30 protein-coding genes are annotated in these 21,133 nt (G+C 41.4%); 5 read left to right on the top strand and 25 right to left on the bottom strand.

The window, feature by feature from the left end:
* Window positions 1-30: 30 nt before the first annotated feature.
* From NDQ71_RS02950 to NDQ71_RS02940, 3 genes are all read right to left on the bottom strand, one after another.
* On the bottom strand, window positions 31-447 hold the full coding sequence (locus NDQ71_RS02950; RefSeq protein ID WP_064666266.1) for a VF530 family DNA-binding protein: 417 nt from the start codon (window positions 445-447) through the stop codon (window positions 31-33).
* Window positions 448-591: 144 nt separating this feature from the next.
* Window positions 592-1,584 (bottom strand): MDR family oxidoreductase, encoded by a 993-nt coding sequence (locus NDQ71_RS02945; protein WP_301562230.1) that lies wholly within the window; start codon window positions 1,582-1,584, stop codon window positions 592-594.
* A 56-nt stretch (window positions 1,585-1,640) separates the two neighbouring features.
* Window positions 1,641-2,276: a TetR/AcrR family transcriptional regulator gene (locus NDQ71_RS02940; protein WP_283710692.1), complete on the bottom strand. Its 636-nt coding sequence runs from the start codon at window positions 2,274-2,276 to the stop codon at window positions 1,641-1,643.
* 467 nt (window positions 2,277-2,743) lie between these two features.
* Between NDQ71_RS02940 and rmf the strand changes: the two genes are divergently transcribed.
* Window positions 2,744-2,914: a ribosome modulation factor gene (gene rmf / locus NDQ71_RS02935; RefSeq protein ID WP_016707188.1), complete on the top strand. Its 171-nt coding sequence runs from the start codon at window positions 2,744-2,746 to the stop codon at window positions 2,912-2,914.
* Window positions 2,915-3,007: 93 nt separating this feature from the next.
* Here the strand turns inward: rmf and fabA are convergent, their stop codons facing one another.
* On the bottom strand, window positions 3,008-3,523 hold the full coding sequence (gene fabA / locus NDQ71_RS02930; protein ID WP_064666263.1) for a bifunctional 3-hydroxydecanoyl-ACP dehydratase/trans-2-decenoyl-ACP isomerase: 516 nt from the start codon (window positions 3,521-3,523) through the stop codon (window positions 3,008-3,010).
* A gap of 203 nt (window positions 3,524-3,726) precedes the next feature.
* Here fabA and NDQ71_RS02925 point away from each other — a divergent pair, with 203 nt between their 5' ends.
* The 3 genes from NDQ71_RS02925 to NDQ71_RS02915 are packed head-to-tail and all read left to right on the top strand — an operon-like array spanning window position 3,727 to window position 5,829.
* Window positions 3,727-4,584, top strand: a complete 858-nt coding sequence (locus NDQ71_RS02925; RefSeq protein WP_064666262.1) for a 6-carboxytetrahydropterin synthase — start codon at window positions 3,727-3,729, stop codon at window positions 4,582-4,584.
* On the top strand, window positions 4,577-5,392 hold the full coding sequence (locus NDQ71_RS02920) for a M23 family metallopeptidase (RefSeq protein WP_064666261.1): 816 nt from the start codon (window positions 4,577-4,579) through the stop codon (window positions 5,390-5,392). Before NDQ71_RS02925 ends, NDQ71_RS02920 begins: the two co-directional genes overlap by 8 nt.
* 5 nt (window positions 5,393-5,397) lie before the next feature.
* A complete protein-coding gene (locus NDQ71_RS02915; RefSeq protein WP_064666260.1) occupies window positions 5,398-5,829 on the top strand; it encodes an acyl-CoA thioesterase in 432 nt (143 codons plus the stop codon).
* Window positions 5,830-5,991: 162 nt separating this feature from the next.
* On the opposite strand, the gene NDQ71_RS02910 is transcribed toward NDQ71_RS02915, so the two are convergent.
* Genes NDQ71_RS02910 through NDQ71_RS02890 form a run of 5 tightly spaced genes read right to left on the bottom strand, consistent with a single transcriptional unit; the run spans window position 5,992 to window position 11,606 of the window.
* A complete protein-coding gene (locus tag NDQ71_RS02910; protein WP_283710695.1) occupies window positions 5,992-7,314 on the bottom strand; it encodes a Na+/H+ antiporter NhaC family protein in 1,323 nt (440 codons plus the stop codon).
* Complete coding sequence (locus tag NDQ71_RS02905; RefSeq protein ID WP_301562229.1) at window positions 7,311-9,305, bottom strand: DUF3488 and transglutaminase-like domain-containing protein; 1,995 nt, start codon at window positions 9,303-9,305, stop codon at window positions 7,311-7,313. The genes NDQ71_RS02910 and NDQ71_RS02905 overlap by 4 nt, the downstream gene beginning before the upstream one ends.
* Before the next feature lies 1 nt (window position 9,306).
* Window positions 9,307-10,296 (bottom strand): DUF58 domain-containing protein, encoded by a 990-nt coding sequence (locus tag NDQ71_RS02900; protein ID WP_301562228.1) that lies wholly within the window; start codon window positions 10,294-10,296, stop codon window positions 9,307-9,309.
* Window positions 10,296-11,201 (bottom strand): MoxR family ATPase, encoded by a 906-nt coding sequence (locus NDQ71_RS02895; RefSeq protein WP_192542268.1) that lies wholly within the window; start codon window positions 11,199-11,201, stop codon window positions 10,296-10,298. Before NDQ71_RS02895 ends, NDQ71_RS02900 begins: the two co-directional genes overlap by 1 nt.
* A gap of 24 nt (window positions 11,202-11,225) precedes the next feature.
* A complete protein-coding gene (locus tag NDQ71_RS02890) occupies window positions 11,226-11,606 on the bottom strand; it encodes a response regulator (RefSeq protein WP_016707179.1) in 381 nt (126 codons plus the stop codon).
* Between the two features lie 410 nt (window positions 11,607-12,016).
* Here NDQ71_RS02890 and NDQ71_RS02885 point away from each other — a divergent pair, with 410 nt between their 5' ends.
* Window positions 12,017-12,529: a DUF3653 domain-containing protein gene (locus NDQ71_RS02885; protein ID WP_301562227.1), complete on the top strand. Its 513-nt coding sequence runs from the start codon at window positions 12,017-12,019 to the stop codon at window positions 12,527-12,529.
* Window positions 12,530-12,580: 51 nt separating this feature from the next.
* Here the strand turns inward: NDQ71_RS02885 and NDQ71_RS02880 are convergent, their stop codons facing one another.
* The 16 genes from NDQ71_RS02880 to NDQ71_RS02805 all read right to left on the bottom strand — a co-directional run bounded on the left by NDQ71_RS02880 (window position 12,581) and on the right by NDQ71_RS02805 (window position 20,909).
* The gene (locus NDQ71_RS02880) at window positions 12,581-12,736 is read right to left on the bottom strand and encodes a hypothetical protein (RefSeq protein WP_301562226.1); all 156 of its coding nucleotides are present in this window, start codon (window positions 12,734-12,736) and stop codon (window positions 12,581-12,583) included.
* Complete coding sequence (locus NDQ71_RS02875) at window positions 12,730-12,879, bottom strand: hypothetical protein (RefSeq protein WP_301562225.1); 150 nt, start codon at window positions 12,877-12,879, stop codon at window positions 12,730-12,732. The genes NDQ71_RS02880 and NDQ71_RS02875 overlap by 7 nt, the downstream gene beginning before the upstream one ends.
* 3 nt (window positions 12,880-12,882) lie before the next feature.
* Window positions 12,883-13,284, bottom strand: coding sequence for a hypothetical protein (locus NDQ71_RS02870; protein ID WP_301562224.1), 402 nt, complete (start codon window positions 13,282-13,284; stop codon window positions 12,883-12,885).
* A complete protein-coding gene (locus NDQ71_RS02865) occupies window positions 13,277-13,741 on the bottom strand; it encodes a virion protein (protein WP_301562223.1) in 465 nt (154 codons plus the stop codon). The genes NDQ71_RS02870 and NDQ71_RS02865 overlap by 8 nt, the downstream gene beginning before the upstream one ends.
* A complete protein-coding gene (locus tag NDQ71_RS02860) occupies window positions 13,741-15,159 on the bottom strand; it encodes a hypothetical protein (protein ID WP_301562222.1) in 1,419 nt (472 codons plus the stop codon). Before NDQ71_RS02860 ends, NDQ71_RS02865 begins: the two co-directional genes overlap by 1 nt.
* Window positions 15,160-16,032: a hypothetical protein gene (locus NDQ71_RS02855; RefSeq protein WP_301562221.1), complete on the bottom strand. Its 873-nt coding sequence runs from the start codon at window positions 16,030-16,032 to the stop codon at window positions 15,160-15,162.
* Window positions 16,032-16,385, bottom strand: a complete 354-nt coding sequence (locus NDQ71_RS02850; protein ID WP_301562220.1) for a hypothetical protein — start codon at window positions 16,383-16,385, stop codon at window positions 16,032-16,034. Before NDQ71_RS02850 ends, NDQ71_RS02855 begins: the two co-directional genes overlap by 1 nt.
* A gap of 4 nt (window positions 16,386-16,389) precedes the next feature.
* Window positions 16,390-16,551 (bottom strand): hypothetical protein, encoded by a 162-nt coding sequence (locus NDQ71_RS02845; RefSeq protein WP_167542962.1) that lies wholly within the window; start codon window positions 16,549-16,551, stop codon window positions 16,390-16,392.
* Between the two features lie 14 nt (window positions 16,552-16,565).
* A complete protein-coding gene (locus NDQ71_RS02840; protein ID WP_264373506.1) occupies window positions 16,566-16,688 on the bottom strand; it encodes a hypothetical protein in 123 nt (40 codons plus the stop codon).
* Entirely contained in the window at window positions 16,688-17,050 is a 363-nt protein-coding gene (locus tag NDQ71_RS02835; protein WP_301562219.1) for a hypothetical protein, read from the bottom strand. The genes NDQ71_RS02840 and NDQ71_RS02835 overlap by 1 nt, the downstream gene beginning before the upstream one ends.
* A 9-nt stretch (window positions 17,051-17,059) precedes the next feature.
* Window positions 17,060-17,869 (bottom strand): major capsid protein P2, encoded by an 810-nt coding sequence (locus NDQ71_RS02830; protein ID WP_301562218.1) that lies wholly within the window; start codon window positions 17,867-17,869, stop codon window positions 17,060-17,062.
* 283 nt (window positions 17,870-18,152) lie between these two features.
* The gene (locus tag NDQ71_RS02825; protein WP_301562217.1) at window positions 18,153-18,803 is read right to left on the bottom strand and encodes an ATP-binding protein; all 651 of its coding nucleotides are present in this window, start codon (window positions 18,801-18,803) and stop codon (window positions 18,153-18,155) included.
* Window positions 18,769-19,194, bottom strand: a complete 426-nt coding sequence (locus NDQ71_RS02820) for a hypothetical protein (RefSeq protein ID WP_301562216.1) — start codon at window positions 19,192-19,194, stop codon at window positions 18,769-18,771. The genes NDQ71_RS02825 and NDQ71_RS02820 overlap by 35 nt, the downstream gene beginning before the upstream one ends.
* Window positions 19,191-19,514 carry a hypothetical protein gene (locus NDQ71_RS02815; protein ID WP_064666245.1) on the bottom strand — a complete coding sequence of 108 codons (324 nt, stop codon included), beginning with the start codon at window positions 19,512-19,514 and terminating at the stop codon, window positions 19,191-19,193. The genes NDQ71_RS02820 and NDQ71_RS02815 overlap by 4 nt, the downstream gene beginning before the upstream one ends.
* The gene (locus NDQ71_RS02810) at window positions 19,507-19,716 is read right to left on the bottom strand and encodes a hypothetical protein (RefSeq protein ID WP_301562215.1); all 210 of its coding nucleotides are present in this window, start codon (window positions 19,714-19,716) and stop codon (window positions 19,507-19,509) included. Before NDQ71_RS02810 ends, NDQ71_RS02815 begins: the two co-directional genes overlap by 8 nt.
* Window positions 19,717-20,660: 944 nt before the next feature.
* Window positions 20,661-20,909, bottom strand: coding sequence for a hypothetical protein (locus NDQ71_RS02805; RefSeq protein WP_301562214.1), 249 nt, complete (start codon window positions 20,907-20,909; stop codon window positions 20,661-20,663).
* Window positions 20,910-21,133: the final 224 nt, after the last annotated feature.

The following is a 21,133-nucleotide window of genomic DNA, read 5'->3' as shown; positions in this document are numbered from 1 at the left end:
AAGCACTGAGTTGTTCATTGTCTGAGTGTGTTAGTTACCCCAAGGATTACTCGCACTAGAGCGCTGTTTACGCGTACGTGCGCGATCCTTGGCTTCTTTTTTCGCTTGAATGCGCTTTGCATCACTAAAGCTTAATTCACATGGTTCACCCGGTTTATGATCTTCAGGAATAACGCGGTCACGTGGGGGAAGCGCATACTGTACGTCATCTGGCTTTGGTAAGTTTTTTAAACGGTATAAGTAAAAGTTTTCAACTTTATCTTGTGCCCACTGGGTTTTACGCAAAAATTTAACCGCAGATTTAATATCAGGGTTATTTTTAAAACAATTTAGCAGTAGATAAGCATGTAAAAGCTCCCACCCATATTGATCAACTAACTCTGATACAACTTGCTCAAGTTTAACGCCTTGTAGCGGGTTATTGCCGAATAAATCTTCATTACTCATGTTTTACACTCTTTTTCTAAACTCTAATCTCAGAATTATAATTTTTATCACGGTAATTTGATACAAGAAAAAGAGCAAAAACTAGCTAAAGCACGATTAAAGCTTCTTCAATCACCAGACATAAGAAGCTTTAACAACTGTATTTTACAGCTGACAGTTAACCACTACACGGCCGCGAATATTACCGGCCATAAGTTCACTTGCCGCGCTAACAACTTCATCTAAGCCGATTTCGGTTGAAATTTTATCTAAGTAGCTTTGCTCTACAAGCTCACCTAAACGTTGCCATGCTTGGATACGGTCAGTTTTCGGGCGCATGACACTGTCTATGCCGATCAATGAAATACCACGTAGAATAAACGGCGCAACGGATGCCGGAAAATCCATTCCTTGTGCTAAACCGCATGCGGTCACTACGCCACCATATTTTAAAGAGGCACAAATATTGGCAAGGGTATGACTCCCTATAGAATCTATAGCACCAGCAAAACGCTCTTTGGCAAGAGGTTTACCTGGGTTTGATAATTCAGCGCGATCTATTACCTGTGCAGCACCAAGTTGTTTTAAATGATCAGTTTGATCAACTCGTCCCGTGGCTGCAACAACGGTATAACCTAATAAATTTAGTAAATACACCGAAAAACTTCCAACACCTCCGTTTGCGCCAGTGACTAAAATATCTCCCGATGCGGGTGTGATCCCTTGCTTCTCAAGGGCGATAATACTGAGCATTGCCGTGTAGCCGGCAGTACCAATTTGCATTGCTTGTTTTGGTGTTAAGGTGTCGGGTAGAGGGATCAGCCATTCATCTTTTAATGAGGCTTGTTGAGCAAGACCACCCCAATATTTTTCGCCAACGCCAAAGCCATTTAATAGTACGAGCTGGTCGGTGTTGAACTCGCTAGAATTACTTGCTGATACTTTACCCACCAAATCTATGCCTGGCACCATTGGGAATGATCGTACAACAGGGCCTTTGCCGGTAATTGCTAAACCATCTTTATAGTTCAAGGTGCTGTAAAGGACCTCAAGCATGACATTATGCTCGGGTAAATCAGTATTATTGAGCGTTTGTAATGACGCAGAATAAGTATCATCACTATTATTTATTACAACAGCTTTAAATTGGGTGTTCATGGCGACTCCATTTAGACCGTTCGTCTTTTAATTGATAAATAAAAACGCATCCTTAATTACCTAAGTAATGCGCGTAAAAACATTTCAGTATATAAAATTAACGGTTGAGTATTTTTAGTCAACTTAGCGCGCATTACAGCACCCTCCCAGCCGATCCAGAAAAACTCACTCATCTGTTGTGTATTAACGCTGGTGGCTATAACGCCTTGTTGTTGCGCTAGCTCTAAGCAAGCTTGTACATGCTGTTGCCAAAGTTGATAACTGCCCAACAGCTTATTTTTAAATTCATCACTGAGATGGTTGAGCTCTTGATTTAAATTACCAATTAAACAGCCACGATTAAATTCATATTTTTGCATGCCGCGAGCTGCGCTTTGCGTAAAATTAATAAGCCGCTCTAGGTGGGGGATATCGTCTTGCTCTAAATAACGACGAAGCTTCGCCACAAAATAGTCGTTATAGGCATCAATGACCGCTAAACCATAAGCATCTTTATTGGCAAAATAATGATAAAAAGAGCCCTTCGGAACACCTATCTTTTTTAAGATAGTGTCCAGTCCTGTGGCACTAAAACCAAACTCAGTGAGTGTTTCTACCCCAGTTGATATGAGTAATGCTTTGGTGTCTGCATTACTGCGGGCAACTTTTGGTGGGCGACCACGTCGAGGTGGATTTTGATTATTTTTTAGCATAAATACATATTAGACCGATCGTATTTATAGTTGCAAGGATTAATTATTAATCAATTTAAAAAAGTGTTGTGGAATGTGGGTAAATACTGTGCGAGTAAGCCGTCCTAAATAGGCTATAAATAAGTTCAAAAATTAAACTTCTTTACAATTAATAAGTTGAAATAAAGTTGTCATAATTACACTTTTTATAGGAACTTCACTTAAAAACGGTAGTCACAATTAAAGCAGGAAACTGCGTGTTAATGATTAAATAGTCGTAATTTTTTGTACAGAAATAGGTCGCACGTTAGTTGGTACGACCACTTTACTTTTTTATATGTTAATTCATTTTTGCATCAGCAGCTTAGTTAAAGTCAATTTATTTAATTGCTTTTGTGATTTGAGTTTTACACTTTTATTAACTATTCATTAAATGTAGCTGCCGTGAGCACTACAAATTTATAAATATAAAAGGTGAGGATTTACCTATGAAGAGACAGAAAAGAGATCGGTTAGAAAGAGCTCATTCTCAAGGTTTTAAAGCAGGCTTAGCGGGTCGTTCAAAAGACCTTTGCCCTTATCAACAAGTAGACCCAAAATCAGAGTGGTTAGGTGGTTGGCGCGAAGCGATAGAAAACCGTAATATGTATAAAACCTAATTTTCATGTTTCGAATTTAAGCAAAAACGCCGCTGTATGAAGCGGCGTTTTTGTTGCAGTTTTATTTATTTATTTATTTAATTAGTTAGTTAATTAAAACGCACTGGTATCTTGGAATAAACCAACTTTTAAATCTTTTGCTTCATAAATAACGCGACCGTCAACTTCAACAGTACCATCAGCCATACCCATGAATAATTTACGCTTGATCACGCGCTTCATTGTTAAGCGGTAAGTCACTTTTTTAGCTGTAGGCAGAATTTGACCGGTAAATTTAACTTCACCCACACCGAGTGCACGGCCAAGACCTGGACCACCAGACCAACCAAGGAAAAAACCAACTAATTGCCACATTGCGTCTAAGCCAAGACAACCAGGCATTACAGGGTCACCTTTAAAGTGGCAGTCAAAAAACCACAGATCAGGATTAATATCTAATTCGGCAACAATTTCACCTTTACCATGCTCGCCACCATCATCAGTGATTGAGGTAATACGATCCATCATTAACATGTTGTCACTTGGTAGACGACAATTGCCTTCACCAAACATTTCACCTTGACCACATAGGATCAAATCTTCTTTTGTATAGCTATTTTTAGGTTCCATAACACTTATCATCGCTTAGAAATTGCCTCGTACTTTAGCGTACACTTGTACGCTAAACAACTCGGAGCAGTTAAAAAATAATTTTTTTGCATGAAATTGCACCGCTTAGGTGAAGAACATGCTAATTACACGATTTAATCGCGCAATTAGGAGCAAAAATCATTATAATTACCGTGATTTTTTAACCAGTATAAAGGAAGTTTATGATCCTTTTTGTTAACGCACTTACCGTAATTGATTTTTCTTATCTTTGTAACAAACGAGGCGCAGTAGGTGAAAGCTGGATTGTTGATTTAACCTTGCATGGCAAGTTGAATGAAGAGTCTATGGTGCTCGATTTTGGCTTAGTTAAAAAGCAAATTAAAGGCATTATTGACCAATGCATAGATCACAAACTTGCTATAGGTAATCAAATTAACGGCCTTATTGAAAACCATGGTGATTACACAACACTTGATTGTACGTTTGGTGATGATCACCATTTGGCGATGAGCGCACCAAACCAAGCATATTGCCTAATTGATGCCGACGAAGTTAATGAGCAATCAGTTATAGATTTTTTAATTGCGACTATAATGCCGCAATTACCAAGTAATATAGATAAAATTGAAATTGAATTAAAGCCAGAGCATAGCAAGAGTTTTTACTATCACTACAGCCATGGCCTTAAAAAGCATGATGGTAATTGCCAGCGAATTATTCATGGTCATCGTTCGCAAATTGGTATTGCACTTGATGGCATGGCGATGCCGCGCTTACAAAAGCAGTGGGCTGATAAGTGGCAAGATATTTATTTAGCAACCGCGGAGGATCAAATTTCAGCTGCGCAGTTACAGCATATCAGCGCTAAAGAACATGACCTTTGTTTTGCATATACAGCGGCGCAAGGTTACTTTGAAATGGCTATTAGTGAAGCTCGCTGTGATATTTTGCCGATTGATACAACGGTTGAATGTATTGCAGGTTATTTAGCCGAGCAAGTTAAAGCCCAGCATCCTGAAAATGATGTAAAAATTACAGCGTATGAAGGGGTCGCAAAAGGATCAATTTGTTATGCGTAAATTATTAGCACTGTCTTTTTTTGCCACGGCCAGTTTTTTTGCAGATGCCGTGCAATTACAAGGTCACTTAACACAAGGCGGTTTAGTGACTGGCAAAATTGAAGGCGTTAAATCAATTAGCTTCAATGGCCAAGCATTAAAAACCACTGAGCAAGGTGAGTTTGTATTTGGTTTTGGTCGTGATGCTGAACTTGAACACCAGTTAGTTTGGGTTGATGCAACAGGTGCACAACACCAACAAGCAATTGTGATCACCAAACGTGATTATAAAATTGATAAAATAACCGGTGTTGCGAGTAAATATGTATCGCCTCCAAAAGAAGTCAGCGAGCGCATTAGCCGCGAAGCGGTTGCGGTTAAAAATGCCCGTAAAGTAGACTCCGAGTTGAAGTATTTTTTAGATCCTGTATACAAACCAGCAGAAGGTCGTATATCTGGTGTTTATGGTAGTCAGCGCTATTTTAACGGTGAACCACGTCGTCCTCATTTCGGGTTAGATATTGCCAATAAAACCGGTAGCCCTGTGTATGCTCCCGTAAGTGGCACTGTGGTATTTGCCGATAATGACCTTTATTACTCTGGCGGTACATTAATCTTAGACCACGGGCATAGTGTTACTTCTACCTATATACATTTGAGTAAACTCGATGTAAAAGTAGGGGATACCATTCAACGTGGCGATAAAATAGCTGAGATCGGTGCAACAGGCCGTGTAACTGGACCACATTTAGATTGGCGTTTTAACTGGAAAGGTGAACGCCTTGACCCTGCACTTATGATGTTAGACACATTAGCGAACCAAAAGTAGAGAACATGACAACACAAGTAAACCGTGAAGAAATAATTGCTCAACGCATTAAAGATTCAACCACGTCGGTAACTAAAACCGTTTTTCCTGGGCGCACGAATCATCACAACACGCTATTTGGTGGTGATGCACTGGCATGGATGGACGAAGTTGCGTTTATTGCTGCAACTCGTTTTTGCCGTAAACCTTTGGTAACTATTTCATCAGACAGAGTAGACTTTAAAGAAGCAATTCCGGCAGGTACTTTTGCTGAATTGATTTCAAAAGTCGTGCATGTAGGTAATACAAGCTTAAGAGTGGATGTAGAGATCTTTTTAGAAACAATGCATAGAGATGATAAACACTCAGCTATTACAGGAAGTTTCACCTTTGTAGCGGTAGATGATAACCACCGACCAACTCCTGTTGTATGCGATAAAATGATTTATGGTTTTTAAAAACTGTTGTTAAAAAAGTGAGCACATTTTTGTGCTTTCTTTTTACAGTTAAAAGAACACATCATACTATATTAGGTTAAATATATACTTAGCAGCAGCGTATAAATTATAAATTAATAACCAAGTAGAAAGAGGGCTTCTACTTGGTTTTAACTTGCAGGATTAAAGTACCATAGCAGCTATCCAGCCAAATATAAGTAGTGGGATATTAAAATGAATAAAGGTGGGAACCACTGAATCCCATATATGGTCATGTTGGCCGTCTACGTTTAACCCTGAGGTTGGGCCAAGCGTTGAATCTGAAGCAGGGGAGCCTGCATCTCCTAGAGCGCCCGCTGTGCCAACTAATGCTGCGGTAGCCATCATTGAAAAATTAAGCTCTAAACACAAAGGCACAAATAACGTGGCAATTATTGGCACCGTAGAAAACGAACTACCAATGCCCATTGTGATCATTAAACCAACTAATAGTATCAGCGCTGCGGCCAGTGGCATATTGCCATCGATAACTAACGCTGCACTTTGTACTAAGCTAGTTACATCGCCGGTTGCTTTCATAACCGATGCAAAACCTTGGGCTGAGATCATAATAAAGCCAATCATCGCCATCATTGCCACGCCCTTACTAAATACGTCGCTATTTTGCTCCCACTTAACCACACCAAATAAACTAAAAATCATCACCCCAACTAAGCCACCTAAAATCATTGAGCCACTGACATTTTGTGCAACTAAAGAGGCCAATACCGCGGTTATGCCTACGAGTAATACTTTTTTAGGCTGTTCAATTACAATACTGGTCGCCAGCTCTTCATTTTCGTCTTGTTGATAGACACGGCGTTTTCTATAACTAATAAATACCGCAACAAGCAAACCGACTAACATACCACAAGCAGGGATGATCATGGCCAGTGGTACTTGAGTATTAATAATTTCTAACCCATTATCGACCAAGTTTTTATGTAAAATTGAGTATAAATAAATGCCACCAAAGCCATAGGGTAAAACCATATAAGATGTTGCTAAACCGAACGTTAAAATACAGGCGATTGCACGGCGGTCTAGCTTTAACTTATTAAATACAATCAGCAATGGGGGAATTAAAATTGGTATAAAAGCGATGTGAACAGGCACAAGGTTTTGTGATGAAATAGCACAGGCTAAAATAATAAAGAGGATAAAATAACTTAAGCTGGTTTCACTATTGCCGCTGTTGTTATTAACAGTTGCCAGTAATTTTGCAGCGAGTATACGGGTCAGTCCAGACTTTGAGATTGCGACCGCAAAAGCGCCTAACATCGCATAGCTTAACGCAATTTCAGCGCCACCAGAAAGACCTGCATTAAACGCATTGAGTGTATCAGTTAAACTTAAACCTGCGGTTAAACCCGCAACTAAAGCACTCAGTGTCATTGCGACTATTACATTAACCCGCGCTAAAGTGAGCCCCAGCATTAATAAAACACCGATCACAACTGCATTCATAACTTTCTCTTCATCTTTGTTTTAATTAATTTTATCAGATCTTTACTGTGTTTTTTACGATAACTACTAAATACTAACTGGCGATAACGCACATCGGAGTATAACTGTGCAAATTGTTCGATATACATTCGTTTTTCTGGCTTTTGCTCGGCGGCATAGTTTAAAAACTGTAACGGTGTTTGGTTTGGCTTAGCAACAATGCCTTGTTTTTCACACCAACTCACTAGTTTAAGATAGTCTTTGGTCAGAGCATGTTTGGGGTCCGGGGATTTTTTTGGCCACGATAAGTACACAAAATAACAAATAAATGCCAAGCAAACGGTTGCAATCACCATCAGTGAAATCTGCCACAGTTGCTTGTTGCCAAACAAGGTGTTTAACAAAGATGTCTGTTTTTGCTGATCAAACCCTAATACCCAACTTGTCCATTGGTAATCAAGGGTTTCAAGTTTTAGTCTAAGCCAATTAAAACCAGCTATATTGCTTAACCGCAGTAGTCCAAAACTTAAGTTGCTGGTAAATTCATTATTCAGTTGTGTATGCTGTGATAATGAACCATTTAATCGTTCAGGTGAAACTACTGCAGTTGCATCAAAAATCTGCCAGCCTTTGTTTTTTATATACACTTCAACCCACGCATGGGCATCATATTGATAAACACTGAGGTAGCTATTTTGCTCATTGTATTCACCTCCTAAATAACCAGAGACCACACGTGCCGGGATGCCAACACTTCTAAACATAAATGCAGCGGTACTGGCGTAGTGGCCACAAAAGCCACGCTTATTATTAAATAAAAATTGATCTAAAGTATTGCTACCCGTAATAGGATCCGGCGTTAATGTATAACTAAAGCCATTACTGGCGAAGTAATCGTATAAAGCTGTATAGAAAGCGTCGTCATTATTATTGTGTTGCTCATATAATCGCTGGGCAAAAGATTGCGAGCGCATATTTGTGTCTTTTGCTAAATTTAGCTGTACGTTTTGATACTGTACTGAGCGAGATAACTGGGTAATATCCAACGGATAACTTTGTGCTGTATAACTAATACTGTTAGCTAAAAAACGTTTGCGAAGTAATAAACCATCACTGGTCGTTTTTACGTCTTTATGCGTTGAGGTCGCAAGCTGCAAGCCATAAAGCCACGGTTTAGCTGCAGGCTCTGCAAATATCTGATAACTAAACAAAGGCTCATCAGCACGCTTAGCACCGTTTTGACCTATAACTTGTTTAGCTTTCAAAATGTCCGATATTAACCAAGTTTTACCATCAAATTCATCATGAATAATGGCACGCCAGTAATAGGGCGCTGCGGGCCTTTGCTGGTCAAACTTTGCTCTAAACACTAATTCATCTGAATTAGACAATTTAGCAATATCAAATGGGTCGACACTCTCAGACAACCCAGTTTTTGCTAGTTTTGGCCCAGGCAGCTGCCAAAATGCCGGCATTTTCGGTAATAGTAGTAATAAAAATATAGCGATAGGCAATGCCAGCAACAGCAGTTTTAAACTACTTTTTACGGCAATTTTTAAATTATGGTTAGACTCAATCAAAGCCAGTACAGCAAAATTTAGAATATAAAGTATGCTAATGATCAGTGTTGCAAATAAGCTTTGAGAAAAAAGATACACTGTAGAAAGGCTAAAAAAGCTAAGTAAGGTGATGGTTTGGTAATGTTTTTTTGTTGTTGCTTGGAGTAATTTAAATAAACTCGACAAAATCAGCATGGCTACAAACAAAGTAACGGTATCGCCAAAACCAACATCGTAAAACAAAACCAATAGACTAAACCCCGCTAATGTATTTGCAAGTATTGCATTGGGTTTATTGCGCTTTAGTAAGGTAATGGCAAGGTTCCAAATACACAAACTCACTAACAGTGCATTAAAAGCAGGTGGCAGCTCAGTAAAAATAAAACTCAACACTAAGATATAAATAACTGATAGCGACAAATTAATTGCGCTTAAATTATTAATGACTGGCATGTTAATCCTTGGCCATATTGGAATAGCGACTAAGTGCTTCTAAACATTTTTTACAGTGTTGTTTTCCTTCGTCCACATCAAATAGTTGGGCCTCTAATTGTAAACCGTATGGAGTCCCTTGCTGACACGCATTGCTTATCAAATAGCTCAATTGTTGTAGGCGAGATTCAGTGTTGCCTTGTAACTGATTAAAATCAAAAAATACACTTTGCGCTGAGTAAGTTACAAACTCTTTAACCATCAACTGCTGTGTTTTAGCATAGTGTTTCCATGACACCCGTTTCATATTCATACCGACCTGATGAGGAATGAGTCCATCAAACTCGTCGCTTCCATGTGTGTTTTTGTGTTCACCATCATTCATGCTTTGATTAAAATGCTGATTTGCTTGTTGCACTGGTTTGAGCTGTTGCGGATAAACAAATACACTATGTGTTAATTGCATATAGCTCCACGTTGAGACCAAACCGAATGGGTAACGGCTAATAATTTTTAAACGTTTTAATGGATATTCACCTCGTTTTTTAAGCGGTAAGTCTAAACTCACTAATTGTGAGGGGGCGGTTACTTCATCAATCGTAGTGAGAAGTTTATTTTCGTAAATAAACTGCAGAGAATGGCATGTTTTATCGTTTGAGAGCTGCAATTGAAGTTGCGCACAACTTGGGGTATAGCTGGCAATATGCTTTTTGTAAGATACCGTTAAACCTTTAACATTGTTATAGCCAAGTAATAATGAAAAAATCATCACCACGAGCATTAAGTACGCCATCACTAAGATCAAATTATTTTGATAGTTAACTGCCAATATAAAATTCAGAGCAGTGATCAGTAGAAAACTGCTGCCAAGTTTAGAAGGTAAAATATAAATGGTGTTATGCGTTAATGTTAGCTGTTCGGTATTGTGCTTATTTTTAAGTAACAAACTGAAAAGCTGAGCCTTTAATTTAGAAAATAGAGCAGGGCGTGATACTTTCTTATTCTCATGCATTACAAAGGTACATTAACGTCATTTAATAATTGGTTGAGATGTTGACTACTGGTGTCATGATTTAAACCTAATCGGTGCTCTGTTACGCTTGCGAAAATGGCTTGTATATCATCTGGAGTAACAAAATCACGGCCATCAATAAACGCCCAGGCTTGTGCGGCTTTCCCTAAAGCAATACTGGCTCGTGGAGAAAGTGCATTAGCAAATTGACTATTATTACGCGTCGCCCAAACAAGCGCCAAAATATAATCAACAACCGGTGTGCTCAAAGTAACAGTGCTAATTTTATTTTGTATCGCAATTAATTGCTCTGCGTTAATGCGTATTGGTAAACGGTCATAATCGCGATTATTTTGCCCTAAAATTAATTTTCGCTCAGCTTCTTGTGGTGGAAAACCTAAGCTAATTCGCATAAAAAAACGGTCTAATTGAGATTCAGGTAAAGGGTAAGTACCTGATTGATAGAAAGGGTTTTGGGTGGCTATAACAAAAAAAGGACTGGGCAGGGCGTGTTTATCGCCATCCATAGTTACTTGGTTTTCTTCCATAGCTTCCAATAAAGCACTTTGTGTTTTTGGGCCAGCCCGATTGATTTCATCAGCTAATACTACTTGGCTGAACACAGGTCCTTTATGAAAAGTAAATTCATGTTTATTGGCATTAAAAATACTTGAACCGAGAATGTCTGAGGGTAATAAATCACTGGTAAATTGCACTCGCTGATACGTTAAGCCTAACACCGCAGCAAGGGCATGGGATAACGTGGTTTTTCCCATACCTGGCAAATCTTCAATTAATAAATGCCCTTGGCTAAACAAGCAAGTTAACGCAAGTTTGATTTGCTGCTGTTTACCATAAATAACCCCAGATAAATCATCAATGATCGCTTGTACAGTTTGTTGCATAGTAACCTTATGATTTTAATCGGCTTAAATTAGTTCTAAGCGTTTCATTACCGTATCAACTTTTTTAGCATTAAAGGGTTTTGCAATAAATCCTTTAGCGCCAAGTTCCCAGGTATTTTGCACATTCTCAAGGCTGTTGTGGCCAGAGCACATTACAACATGGGTGTGTGGGTAGTTGTCATTGAGGTACTCAAGAATTTCTGTACCGTCGGTGTCGGGTAATTCAATATCTAGAAAAATAACATTAGGGGATTTTTCATCAATCAAGCTTTTAGCTGATTCAAAATCGTTGCTTTCGAGAATATCCTCAAAACCTAACTCAGTTAAGATTTGATTTAAGTAGTCACGTATATCTTGAACATCATCAATTATTAGGATTGGTTCTAACGGGCGCACAAATTCCATATTGTTTACTTCTTGTGATACAGCTTAAATTGTATTTTTAATACTATGCTAAGCGATAATGAAGCTCAAGAAAGATACCGTAATAAAACCAACTATTTGAAATAAATCGACCAAATGTCCGATACCGCCTAGTATTGGACTTAGCGAGACTTAAATAAGGAAGGTGTGCCACATTAGTAAGCAACATAGATAATAACCTATAATTTATATTATGTTAAATACTGTTATTTTGTCACTAATCAGGCCACTATTGCAGTTCAATCAAAATGACAGCCCTAAGCCCCATTTTTATAACTTTTCATTTTTCTTCAATTTTTTTTATTTTTTTTCGATCTTTTTTCAAATTTTGGATCAATTTCATGAAACAACCCTACGCGGAACCATTAAATCGACATTCAAAGGAGTAAAAAATGACCGATTTTAAAACCGCACTACGTAAGGCTGGCTTTGTTACAGCTACAGGATTGATTGATAGAAAAGCGGCAATTGAGTATTTGTTGACCTCTGAACGCACTTTGGAGCGTTGGATCACAACCAATAAACCATGCAAACGCGCCCTAAAATTACTCGAACAAAAGATTGCGGGCATTGTTCAACATGGCAATTGGAACGGATTTTTTATCTGCCATCAGGGGTATTTGTGGACACCTAACGGCCGCCGTTTTGAGCCGTTGTATTTAGAACGTGTGTGGATTTTACAGCAAAGCACCCGCTTTAAGGATGCAACGATTTTAAACTTAAAGACTGAGCTTACGCATTTAAAGAACCTGGTTTCTACGCGGGAGCGCTTAAAAGAGATGGGCCATGAGCTGATAGAAATCTCTACTAACTGGAATTTTGTGGAGCAAATGCAAAAACAAATGGCTGAACAAACGCAGGAACTGGCAGAGCTGGAGGTGATTGCACCGCTTAAAAAGGCGTAGTAATAAAAAAGCCCTGGCGATTATGCCAGGGCTTTTTACCTTTAGGAGGCATTACTTTAGCGCATCACTTAAGGCGCTGACAAGTTCGTCATCCAGTTTATTGCTTGTTTTGCTTGCTAGGTGTTTGGCCGTAGCCAGGCATACGCGCTTTAAAAATGCTTCAGTGACTAACTTTACTGCTAAGTATTTGCCGAGTGTTGCTAACATTGTTTTTCCTCTAACTTCTTTATTCGTTCGTCCTGGGCGTTGATGATCACCTTTAGCCAGTTAATGTCATTTTTTAATGTGGCTACGGTGGCAACAAAGCCCCCTATTTGTACGCCTATTACTATCAATGTGCTTGAATCCATACGTTACCCCTTAAGCGCTGTAACGATACTAGATGCGTCTATAAGTTGACCAATCAGCGGTATATAGGGCGCTTTGAGCTGTAAATTGGCATCGAATATTTGTTCGATGTAATCGCCGTGGTCGTCATGAGTCATGTACATGGCTTTAAGCCAGGTCTTATCTATGACGCGTTGGGCGCTGTCTAATTTATCGGGGTTCAAGTAGAAGCCTGGATTAGGGTATTTGATGTAATTACTGTCATTAATGGCAAATTGCACTTCGGCCAATGCTGCCGCTACGTGCCGCGTTAATGGGCGTGTTACTTTTTGAGCGGTATCAAAAAAGCCACCTTCTTTTGTGTACCAGTAGTATGCACCAGCTGCTAGAAGCAACCATTTAAAATTAGCGTTTAAGAACTTATCCATAAAACCCCCATTCGAAGCCCTGGCGTATTTCGTCCAGGCTAAACGGTTGCGATCCATTTTCCATGTGTATCATAGCGGCCAATACGTGCGGATAGGTCTCCCGCGTTAAAGGCCGGTCTTGCTCAATCCCTGTTTTTTGGCTCACAAAGTTGATGTAATTTTGTGTATCATTTTCAACGGGCGGCGCCCAACGCGACACAATACCCGCAATCGTGTTTAGCTGATATTTGGTGGCGTAGGTGCGTAATATGCGCCCCGCCGCTCTTAAACCATGCTCTACGGTTTCGAAGATCACAAAGCGGCCATCATCGCCCGCACGGCCAACCCAATCAGTGCCGTTTTCTTCAATATTTAAAGGGTTGTTGTTGCGTAAGCCTTTTGATTTAGCCATGTACAGCGCTCCAGATAGCAGAATAATAGTGACAAAGGTTAGAGTAATTACGGTGTTTTGAGACATTAGATCACCTCTTTCAGCATGCGGATTTTGGCTATAGCTGTTTCTGTTAGCTTCACTTGCTCAAGTAGGGCAAAACCAGCAGGCTCTGGAATGTTATTAGTTGTTACATACCAATCAACACCCACATTAATTAACCGCGGCTTGTAATTGCTATTACCAATTGAGCGCCCAAAATCACCTGCAAGCCGCCAGCTTGTGCCTGCATCTAGGCTTTCATATACTTCTGTGGAGTTAATACCCACCCACTTTTCAGGGGTGATACTTACGTCATACAAAAAGCTTGGTAAAATATCTACTCTGGCGCTTTGTGCTTTGTCTATGATTTCTCGGTCTTTATTAGTAGAAACACATAAGAAACCATCTGCTTCGGTTATTATTGCGCTCAGCCCTTCCATTGATGTGGTCATATTTGCCACTTTTTCAAAATCCGAACCGCCTACCTTATACACATAACCATCGCCATTTGTACCTGCCAAGCAAAATAACTCATTTTCCAAAGTACAAAAAACAGCATACGCAAATCTTACACTTGCTAAGCTTGTTGTCTTTACCAATATTAACCGTTCTGTCGCATAGTCGTACTCCCAAATTGTGGCAAAATTGTCAACCCAACCACCAACAAAAAGCCGCCCGTTTGAATAGTTAACACAACCAAACCCAGTTGCACCAATCGTATTGGCCGTAATAACTTGCCCTTTATAATTAAACTGCGCTTGTGATACACCGATTAAATCCCCATTCCCATCACTTGCAAAAAACTTTGCATCTAAGTCTGAAAATTCAAAAACACTTGCCCCGTATTTGTTAGTAAAAAAATTAACTCTATATGATTGGTTATCTATAAACCCATTATTAACAATCTGCGGTTCGTCTGCCAATAACGCGCTATATTCGGAATCTATATCACCCAAAACACCTGTAATTCCAAATTTTGGTGGTTTATTTATTGCTATGTGAAACTCGCCCGAACCTTCAATTTTATGAGGCACACCTGCGGCGACAGGAATACCATTTGCAATGGTTACACCTTGACCGCCGTACCAAAAAGGCTCTGTATCACTGAATAAAGTAATGGCTACGCGGTTACGTTCAAACGGTAAAATCTGCTGAGAACCACCATAATGATCAACAATTTCACTTAGATTTGAATTACTGCCTTTGGTTGGCGCTTTATAGCCTAATGGGTTTGGGCTAGCCCATACTTCGATTCGTTGCTCTTGGTCTGATTGCAACGTGATTGAATCAAATTTAGAAAAAGTGACATCAAAGCCGCTTCTAACTTCTGTATCGAGTAAGTTTTCACCCTTTAAAAACACACGCAATTGTAATGTCGATTCACAATTAATAATTTTAATTTGACGGCCTACTTTTGCAATTTCTCGCACTTCACCAGCACGAATGGTTTGTTTGTAAAGCATTTACTTTCTCCCTACGGTTAGCGCCAGGGCGACAACGCCCGCCATGCCGACAACCACATAAATCATAGTTTTGTTTGTGTCTTTGGCCAATTGGCTGTCATCGCTGCGGCTCATGTCATCAACGAACTGCAATGCTTGCTCGCTGGCCAAGAGTGAACTTTTAGCCGCATCGGCATAAGCCGAGGCAGTACCGGTGGCGAAATCACGGGCTAAGTCGCTGCTGTTGTTCGCGGTAAAATAGGCTAATTCTGATACCCGTTCATTGCTATCACCGATTGCGTCAATAGTGTTTAACATAGCGTTGTTAGCAAAGGCGGTATTGGTCGCGTGCATGGATTCGGACAGACTCGCTACATCACGGGCCAAGCTACTATTTGCATCGATGGAGGTTTCAGCCAAGTAGTTTTGCGCATCAATACTGTCACGAGCTAAATTAGTATTAGCGTCTAACGCATCGGAGCCAAAACCAAACGCGCTATTAACTGCATCAAATACACCTTGTTGAGAACGTTCTGCAAAGTCGAGTGAATCACGGCCAAAGTCGAACGCTTCGCCTAAACTGCTATTGGCAAAGTCTAAGCTGTCGCTGTTTACATCACGGGCATAATCAAATGCACCGGTGGTAACGTTCTCGGTCATTATGTTGTTTTGGTAGTTCATATCATTTGCAGCATTAAACGCGGTGTTGATGTTGTTAGACATATCACCCCAAATATCTACTACACCGTCAACTAGACCATGATCAGTTTGTTGAATGTTATACGTGTTGCCGTTGCCAACGGTCATATAACCGGTGTTATCACCCTGAACACCTAATGATGTGCTGTTATTAGTGGTGGCTTGGCGGCTGTCTGAACTGGATTTACTACCCATTATAAAACCATCCTATAAACAAAATGGCCGTTGGTATCGGTCATTTCATAGTTAAAATTGTAAGCACGTAAATGACGCGCTAAGGCTTTTCGCTTTGTGTGGTACACAATGGAGGGAGTTTTTAATTTGCGCGCAATTCTAACGATGTGCGGGGCCATTTTGAGCAAGTTTTTACCCTCGGCACAGACCACACATAACCCGTCATTATCAAGACGGAGCACACAGTAGCAGTTTTGAAATTCAACTAATAAAGCCTGGCTAAGTTCTATTTGTCGCTGTATATCAGCGTAATCGTTGAGGTTTCCAGCTGCTGTTTTGATGTTTTCAAGTTCGCTACTGTGTGCAATACGCATAGAATTACTTTTTGAATAAGAATAATGCAGCAAGGGCAATTGCGCCGAGTATCAACAACTGGTTGTTGTTATTCGACCCAAAATTAACCGCCCCGCCTTGGAATCCTATATTCGCCGCTTGGTCACCCGTACCCGAGCTTGCAGCACTGGAGTTTGAGGCACTCATGCCACCGCCGCCCATTACTTACTCGCCTTACGAGAACGGATCCAATCGCGGGCATACTCAGCCACGATTGCACCAATGGCCGCTACGGCCACACCGTAAGCAAAAAACTTAAGGCCCTTTCCTGATGGTTGCTGCATTATTTTCGACCTCGCAAAACTAAGCCCAGGACAAGTAACCCACCAAAGGCCATAATCACCGTTTTTTGTGGGTAGCCAAATACCATTGGCTCAGCTGCTTGAGAGCCTGGTACTTGTGGCACCTTTGGCGCATCAACTAAACGCGCTGCGCCGTTCTTAAGCTCAGGCGTGCTAGTGTGCTCAACACGCCCTTGGCCTGTGCTGTTTTTAGCCGCTTTGATGGCTTCAAACTGGCCGTAAGAATTAACAGCTTGCGATAAGAAACCGCCCATATCGCCCCAAATACTTGAGGGTTGTGGGGCACCAACAGGCATAATATTATTCGCTGCGACCCCCGTTGCACCTAACATATTTGCAAACATACAACCCCCTTAGAAAGTCGATTGCGCGTAATTTGAGAAGTAGTAAACAACAATTTCACATTGACCACCTACTTCAGAATCAATACGTAATCGCATATCACGAATTGCCTGATCAAGTTTTAGACTGCCGTACATGTCGCCTTCTAGCATGAAATCAATCAGGTACTCATCAACGCGTGGGCTACGGCCATTTTGTTTCAAAATGTGCTCATGCAGCGCTTTAGGAATTGCATCACGCCATTTTACGTTATCAACCAAAAATTCAACGCCTGTAATACCTGGCGCTTTAATGAGAATTTGGCCGATGTGGGCATCTGTCGGACGTGGTAAGTTTTCAATTTCTGTACGCCCTTCAATTAGGTTTTTCATGAATGAGCGGCGTTTGAATAACCAACCAGGCACAGCGGGCGCTGATTTTTCACAATATGCTTGAAGTGCTGGCGCGGCTGCTGCGGCATCAATATCAAACTTGATTTGTACAGTTGAAAGGCCAACGGTACCCAATGCAAAAAAGCGTTGCTCAACCAGCTGCGGGCCTTGTGCGCTTTTAAGTTCATCACGTACAAAGTGGAAGGTTGCATAGTCACCTAACGTCTCACGTTTAAAGGTGTTGTTCTCATTCAGTAAGTCTTGCAACGTTTTGTATTCAGTCAGCAAGTTACCATTTAGCTCAATACGAATGTTTTTAAGCTGTGCGGCGGTTACACCTGTGTAATGCAGGTGGATTTTGTCGTAAGTCAGGCCAACGGGGACATCAAGCGATACAGTGTTACCAGCTTCTACACCCGTAATACTTGGCATTTTTGAAATTTCGCGCATGTATGCAGCTCCTAGTTAATTAAGTTTTTAACAGGACGCAAAGCGCGTACTTTGTTGATTGCGGCAAAAACGGCTAAAGCCATGCCGATAGTGATCAAGCGATTTTTATTAAACATAAGTGCTGCTCCAGTTGGTTGCACGTTTGTGGAAACTGGAGCGTAAAGGGGAATTAAAAAGGCCGTCTTAGCTTTACTTATAGCTAAAACGGCCTATTAAACATTTTTGATTTATAGCTTTAGCTAAATTATTTTTTGGTACCCTCATTGATGAGGGTACCAAAGCACTAAAATTTAATAGTTTCGAGCTTGGCCGCGTCGGTTCCTTTGCGGATCCAATACTGAATTTGCTTACGGTGAATGTTATTAATCGTTTGCAGCTGCTGCACAGTCACCCCCATTTCTGCGGCCATGTATTTATAACTGGCTGCGGATTTAAGCGCGCCGCACCACATAAACTCAACCTGATTTAAGATGGTTTTATCTGATTCTTGTGGGCGCTGGGTGATTGCAAGCAACCTACCGCCGTATTTACGCACCTTACGACATAGCTCCCCCCAATTAGGCGGGGCTTTACCAACGCGGGTAACATCGGCTATTTCATCCGCTAAAATATCCATTGGCGCCGCTTGGTGGCAAATAGCAAAGACCAGGGCCGCCCACTTTTCAAAGTTTTCCTCTGTGGGCCGAACTGTAAGCGCGCAACGAATCGGGCCAAAGCCGCACTTTTTAACCAGCTTTTCAAACGCGGCCATAGTACGAATACGGGGCAATGAATAATCTTCGTCAGGGTCCCACGCAATGATCCGCTTTTGTTTAAAGTCGACTGTCTCACGCAAAAACGCTGATTTACCGCTACCTGACGCGCCTACGATTAACACATTACGGTTTTCTAAACTGGCATCATGTCGCTTTAGGGGTGTCGGTGGTCTCTTCATCCTCGTTTTCCTCCTCAACTTTGCTAAGATTAATATCGGTCATTATGCGCGGGCCAAATATCCCCACTGAAACAGCCCCCAGCGCCCACATAGGCGACATTTCAACGTCTGGCATAGCTTCATCAATGGCATGACTTAGCCCGCGCGCTTCATCCTCACTTAGTACCCAATGCTCACCACGGCGAGCCGCTAGGTAATTAGTACCGAACACCACCATGGTACTAAGTAGATCACCGGCATTAATTTTGGGGGTTTCGCCCTTCTCGGCCATAACCTGATCAGTTATTTCGGGGCTTTTTTCATCATCAGCAAAATCACCAAAGTCGGGGCTACCTAAACGAGCTGCAATATCGTCAATTGTTTGCTCTGATACGTCTTGTTCTAGGCTCATGCGTCATCATCTCCAAATAGTGAATCCATAAATGTTTTTTTACGGGTTGCAGTGGTCGCTGCTTTGGTTTGCTCCTCGCGGGCAACTTCGGCGGCTTCGTGGGCGGCTTCGTCAATCTCTACGCCGTTAAGCGGGCGCACGTTGTCACGAATGAATTTTTGCCCGCCTGGTAACGTGCATTGAATAGTGCCGCATGGCCCATGTGGGCCGTCCATACAGCGGTAATATAAACGCGCGGAGCGGCTCGCTTGTTCGTGAACGGTTGCGTCCTCACTGCCACAGTGCGGACAGGTGATTTTACCTAGTACGGCTTTACCCATTGCTGCGCTCCCGTTGTAGCTGCTCTACATTGTGAGTCAGTGTGATCACTTCTTTCATAAGCAACGCACACAGCCTGCGTTGGGCTTTAGCGAGTTCCAGGGCTTTAGCTTTGACATTGAATGCACTACTTGCGGCCACTTCTGTTTCAAGCAGCAGGATTGATTCAAATTGAGCATGGATTTTTTCTTTAGAATCAGACATTTAAACTTAACCACCTGTTTTGTAACGAAAAAAACGAAATTTGTGGATAAGTGGACAAAAGCCGCTGCGCGTCTTGTTGCCACACTTACCGCACAATACAATAAGCCGTGGATATGTGGACAAAAGTCGCTTCGCGCCTTGTTGACGCACATACCGCACCGCCCAATAAGTTTTTTTTGCATTTTTATCAAAACAGGTCAGTTTTTTTATTCGCCTGCGGCGGGCCAAATGCTGGCCCCTGCGGGGCTTTTCACCTCACTTACGCCCTTCGGTTGTATGGGCCGCAATAAAGAGCCATTGCAGCCCAGTAAAAGGATGGCCCCTGCGGGGCTATTCTCCTTGTTTATGATGCGCGCCCTAAAAGGGCTGAGGACTCTTAATAGTCTTGCTGCCCCTCGCTGCGCTTCGGGTGCAGCAAGCCCCTTGCAAACCGCTATAAGATTAACCGAACTGAATCGGTACTTATGCTAATTGCAATGTAGGCGCTGCACCCAAAGCCGCTTGAGGGGCTTATCAGTACACGCTAATTTAGTGCGTACTGGTAAGCCGTTGCTTCGGATGGCGGTTTGTCCTGGTAAACGTACCGCAAGAGTGACTATTCAAGTGCTTTCAACCTACGCACCCCTGATACCCCTGCTCACTCTCATAACGTTGGCCGTGTTCCTAACGGTTATGTGCGGGAGATTGCGAGTCTCCAATTACCCCAGTTGGGCGCTTATCCTAGCCAAAATGTTATCGCTTCGTACAGGTAGGGCTTTTGGTATTGTTCCCGTGATAGCCCTATTGGAGCACTCAACTCCCACTGTTGCGGTGCGCTTAAACCACAAAACTCTATGATCCAATTTAAGCGCTAAAGCTCCGCAACCGTTTATTTAACGAGTGTATTTATAGCTAAAGCTACCTTGATAGCTTTAGCTATAAACACAAAAACCAGCACAGGCTGGTTAGGTTATTAGGTTGAGGGCTTTAGCCTCATTTTTAAGCTTTAGGTATTCTTGCGGTAATATTTGAAAGTGAGCGCATGGCTCACCTTTTTTAACGCATGAAACGAACTCACACTCATCGTTAAATGCCAGCGTATCAAAGTACGCAAATAGCCCACCATCGGAGCCAACATTTTTATTAGTGAGATCAATTCGAGTTTTTGAGCCAAGGGCGGTTTCTAGGTGTAATATTTTTACTTGGTTTGTCATCGCTTCTAATCCATTCAGGGACGTTTTAAGTAACCATTCATGCCAAATTAAGAGAACGGGGCTAAACTGAAAGCTGCGACCCTCTCAGCCGCCCCGCTGACCTGAATGATACCTCTGCCGAGGCCACTTAATAGTAACTTGCCAATCGACCAAGTCAATTGTCAAGTTACCTTGCAAAGCCCTGAAATTAGATTATTTTATGCTTCTGCACCTGCGGCCTGAAT

Origin of the sequence: Pseudoalteromonas sp. KG3 (genome assembly GCF_030436385.1) — a bacterium.
In the GTDB taxonomy this organism is placed as follows: domain Bacteria; phylum Pseudomonadota; class Gammaproteobacteria; order Enterobacterales; family Alteromonadaceae; genus Pseudoalteromonas; species Pseudoalteromonas prydzensis.
The sequence above is the reverse complement of the archived record's forward strand: the minus strand, read 5'-3'. Positions and strand labels throughout refer to the sequence as shown.

Bases quoted from the DNA above. Each gene is read 5' to 3' on its own strand.
- NDQ71_RS02855 (WP_301562221.1), bottom strand. From the start codon at position 16,032: ATGGGTAGTAAATCCAGTTCAGACAGCCGCCAAGCCACCACTAATAAC.
- NDQ71_RS02885 (WP_301562227.1), top strand. From the start codon at position 12,017: ATGACCGATTTTAAAACCGCACTACGTAAGGCTGGCTTTGTTACAGCT.
- NDQ71_RS02870 (WP_301562224.1), bottom strand. From the start codon at position 13,284: ATGGATAAGTTCTTAAACGCTAATTTTAAATGGTTGCTTCTAGCAGCT.
- NDQ71_RS02815 (WP_064666245.1), bottom strand. From the start codon at position 19,514: ATGGGTAAAGCCGTACTAGGTAAAATCACCTGTCCGCACTGTGGCAGT.
- NDQ71_RS02820 (WP_301562216.1), bottom strand. From the start codon at position 19,194: ATGAGCCTAGAACAAGACGTATCAGAGCAAACAATTGACGATATTGCA.
- NDQ71_RS02890 (WP_016707179.1), bottom strand. From the start codon at position 11,606: ATGGAATTTGTGCGCCCGTTAGAACCAATCCTAATAATTGATGATGTT.
- NDQ71_RS02860 (WP_301562222.1), bottom strand. From the start codon at position 15,159: ATGCTTTACAAACAAACCATTCGTGCTGGTGAAGTGCGAGAAATTGCA.
- NDQ71_RS02865 (WP_301562223.1), bottom strand. From the start codon at position 13,741: ATGTCTCAAAACACCGTAATTACTCTAACCTTTGTCACTATTATTCTG.
- NDQ71_RS02950 (WP_064666266.1), bottom strand. From the start codon at position 447: ATGAGTAATGAAGATTTATTCGGCAATAACCCGCTACAAGGCGTTAAA.
- NDQ71_RS02830 (WP_301562218.1), bottom strand. From the start codon at position 17,869: ATGCGCGAAATTTCAAAAATGCCAAGTATTACGGGTGTAGAAGCTGGT.
- NDQ71_RS02810 (WP_301562215.1), bottom strand. From the start codon at position 19,716: ATGTCTGATTCTAAAGAAAAAATCCATGCTCAATTTGAATCAATCCTG.
- NDQ71_RS02825 (WP_301562217.1), bottom strand. From the start codon at position 18,803: ATGAAGAGACCACCGACACCCCTAAAGCGACATGATGCCAGTTTAGAA.
- NDQ71_RS02905 (WP_301562229.1), bottom strand. From the start codon at position 9,305: ATGCCAGTCATTAATAATTTAAGCGCAATTAATTTGTCGCTATCAGTT.
- NDQ71_RS02835 (WP_301562219.1), bottom strand. From the start codon at position 17,050: ATGTTTGCAAATATGTTAGGTGCAACGGGGGTCGCAGCGAATAATATT.
- NDQ71_RS02895 (WP_192542268.1), bottom strand. From the start codon at position 11,201: ATGCAACAAACTGTACAAGCGATCATTGATGATTTATCTGGGGTTATT.
- NDQ71_RS02875 (WP_301562225.1), bottom strand. From the start codon at position 12,879: ATGGATTCAAGCACATTGATAGTAATAGGCGTACAAATAGGGGGCTTT.
- NDQ71_RS02940 (WP_283710692.1), bottom strand. From the start codon at position 2,276: ATGCTAAAAAATAATCAAAATCCACCTCGACGTGGTCGCCCACCAAAA.
- NDQ71_RS02915 (WP_064666260.1), top strand. From the start codon at position 5,398: ATGACAACACAAGTAAACCGTGAAGAAATAATTGCTCAACGCATTAAA.
- NDQ71_RS02880 (WP_301562226.1), bottom strand. From the start codon at position 12,736: ATGTTAGCAACACTCGGCAAATACTTAGCAGTAAAGTTAGTCACTGAA.
- NDQ71_RS02900 (WP_301562228.1), bottom strand. From the start codon at position 10,296: ATGCATGAGAATAAGAAAGTATCACGCCCTGCTCTATTTTCTAAATTA.
- NDQ71_RS02805 (WP_301562214.1), bottom strand. From the start codon at position 20,909: ATGACAAACCAAGTAAAAATATTACACCTAGAAACCGCCCTTGGCTCA.
- NDQ71_RS02925 (WP_064666262.1), top strand. From the start codon at position 3,727: ATGATCCTTTTTGTTAACGCACTTACCGTAATTGATTTTTCTTATCTT.
- NDQ71_RS02910 (WP_283710695.1), bottom strand. From the start codon at position 7,314: ATGAATGCAGTTGTGATCGGTGTTTTATTAATGCTGGGGCTCACTTTA.
- NDQ71_RS02840 (WP_264373506.1), bottom strand. From the start codon at position 16,688: ATGCAGCAACCATCAGGAAAGGGCCTTAAGTTTTTTGCTTACGGTGTG.
- NDQ71_RS02850 (WP_301562220.1), bottom strand. From the start codon at position 16,385: ATGCGTATTGCACACAGTAGCGAACTTGAAAACATCAAAACAGCAGCT.
- NDQ71_RS02920 (WP_064666261.1), top strand. From the start codon at position 4,577: ATGCGTAAATTATTAGCACTGTCTTTTTTTGCCACGGCCAGTTTTTTT.
- NDQ71_RS02945 (WP_301562230.1), bottom strand. From the start codon at position 1,584: ATGAACACCCAATTTAAAGCTGTTGTAATAAATAATAGTGATGATACT.
- NDQ71_RS02845 (WP_167542962.1), bottom strand. From the start codon at position 16,551: ATGAGTGCCTCAAACTCCAGTGCTGCAAGCTCGGGTACGGGTGACCAA.
- rmf (WP_016707188.1), top strand. From the start codon at position 2,744: ATGAAGAGACAGAAAAGAGATCGGTTAGAAAGAGCTCATTCTCAAGGT.
- fabA (WP_064666263.1), bottom strand. From the start codon at position 3,523: ATGGAACCTAAAAATAGCTATACAAAAGAAGATTTGATCCTATGTGGT.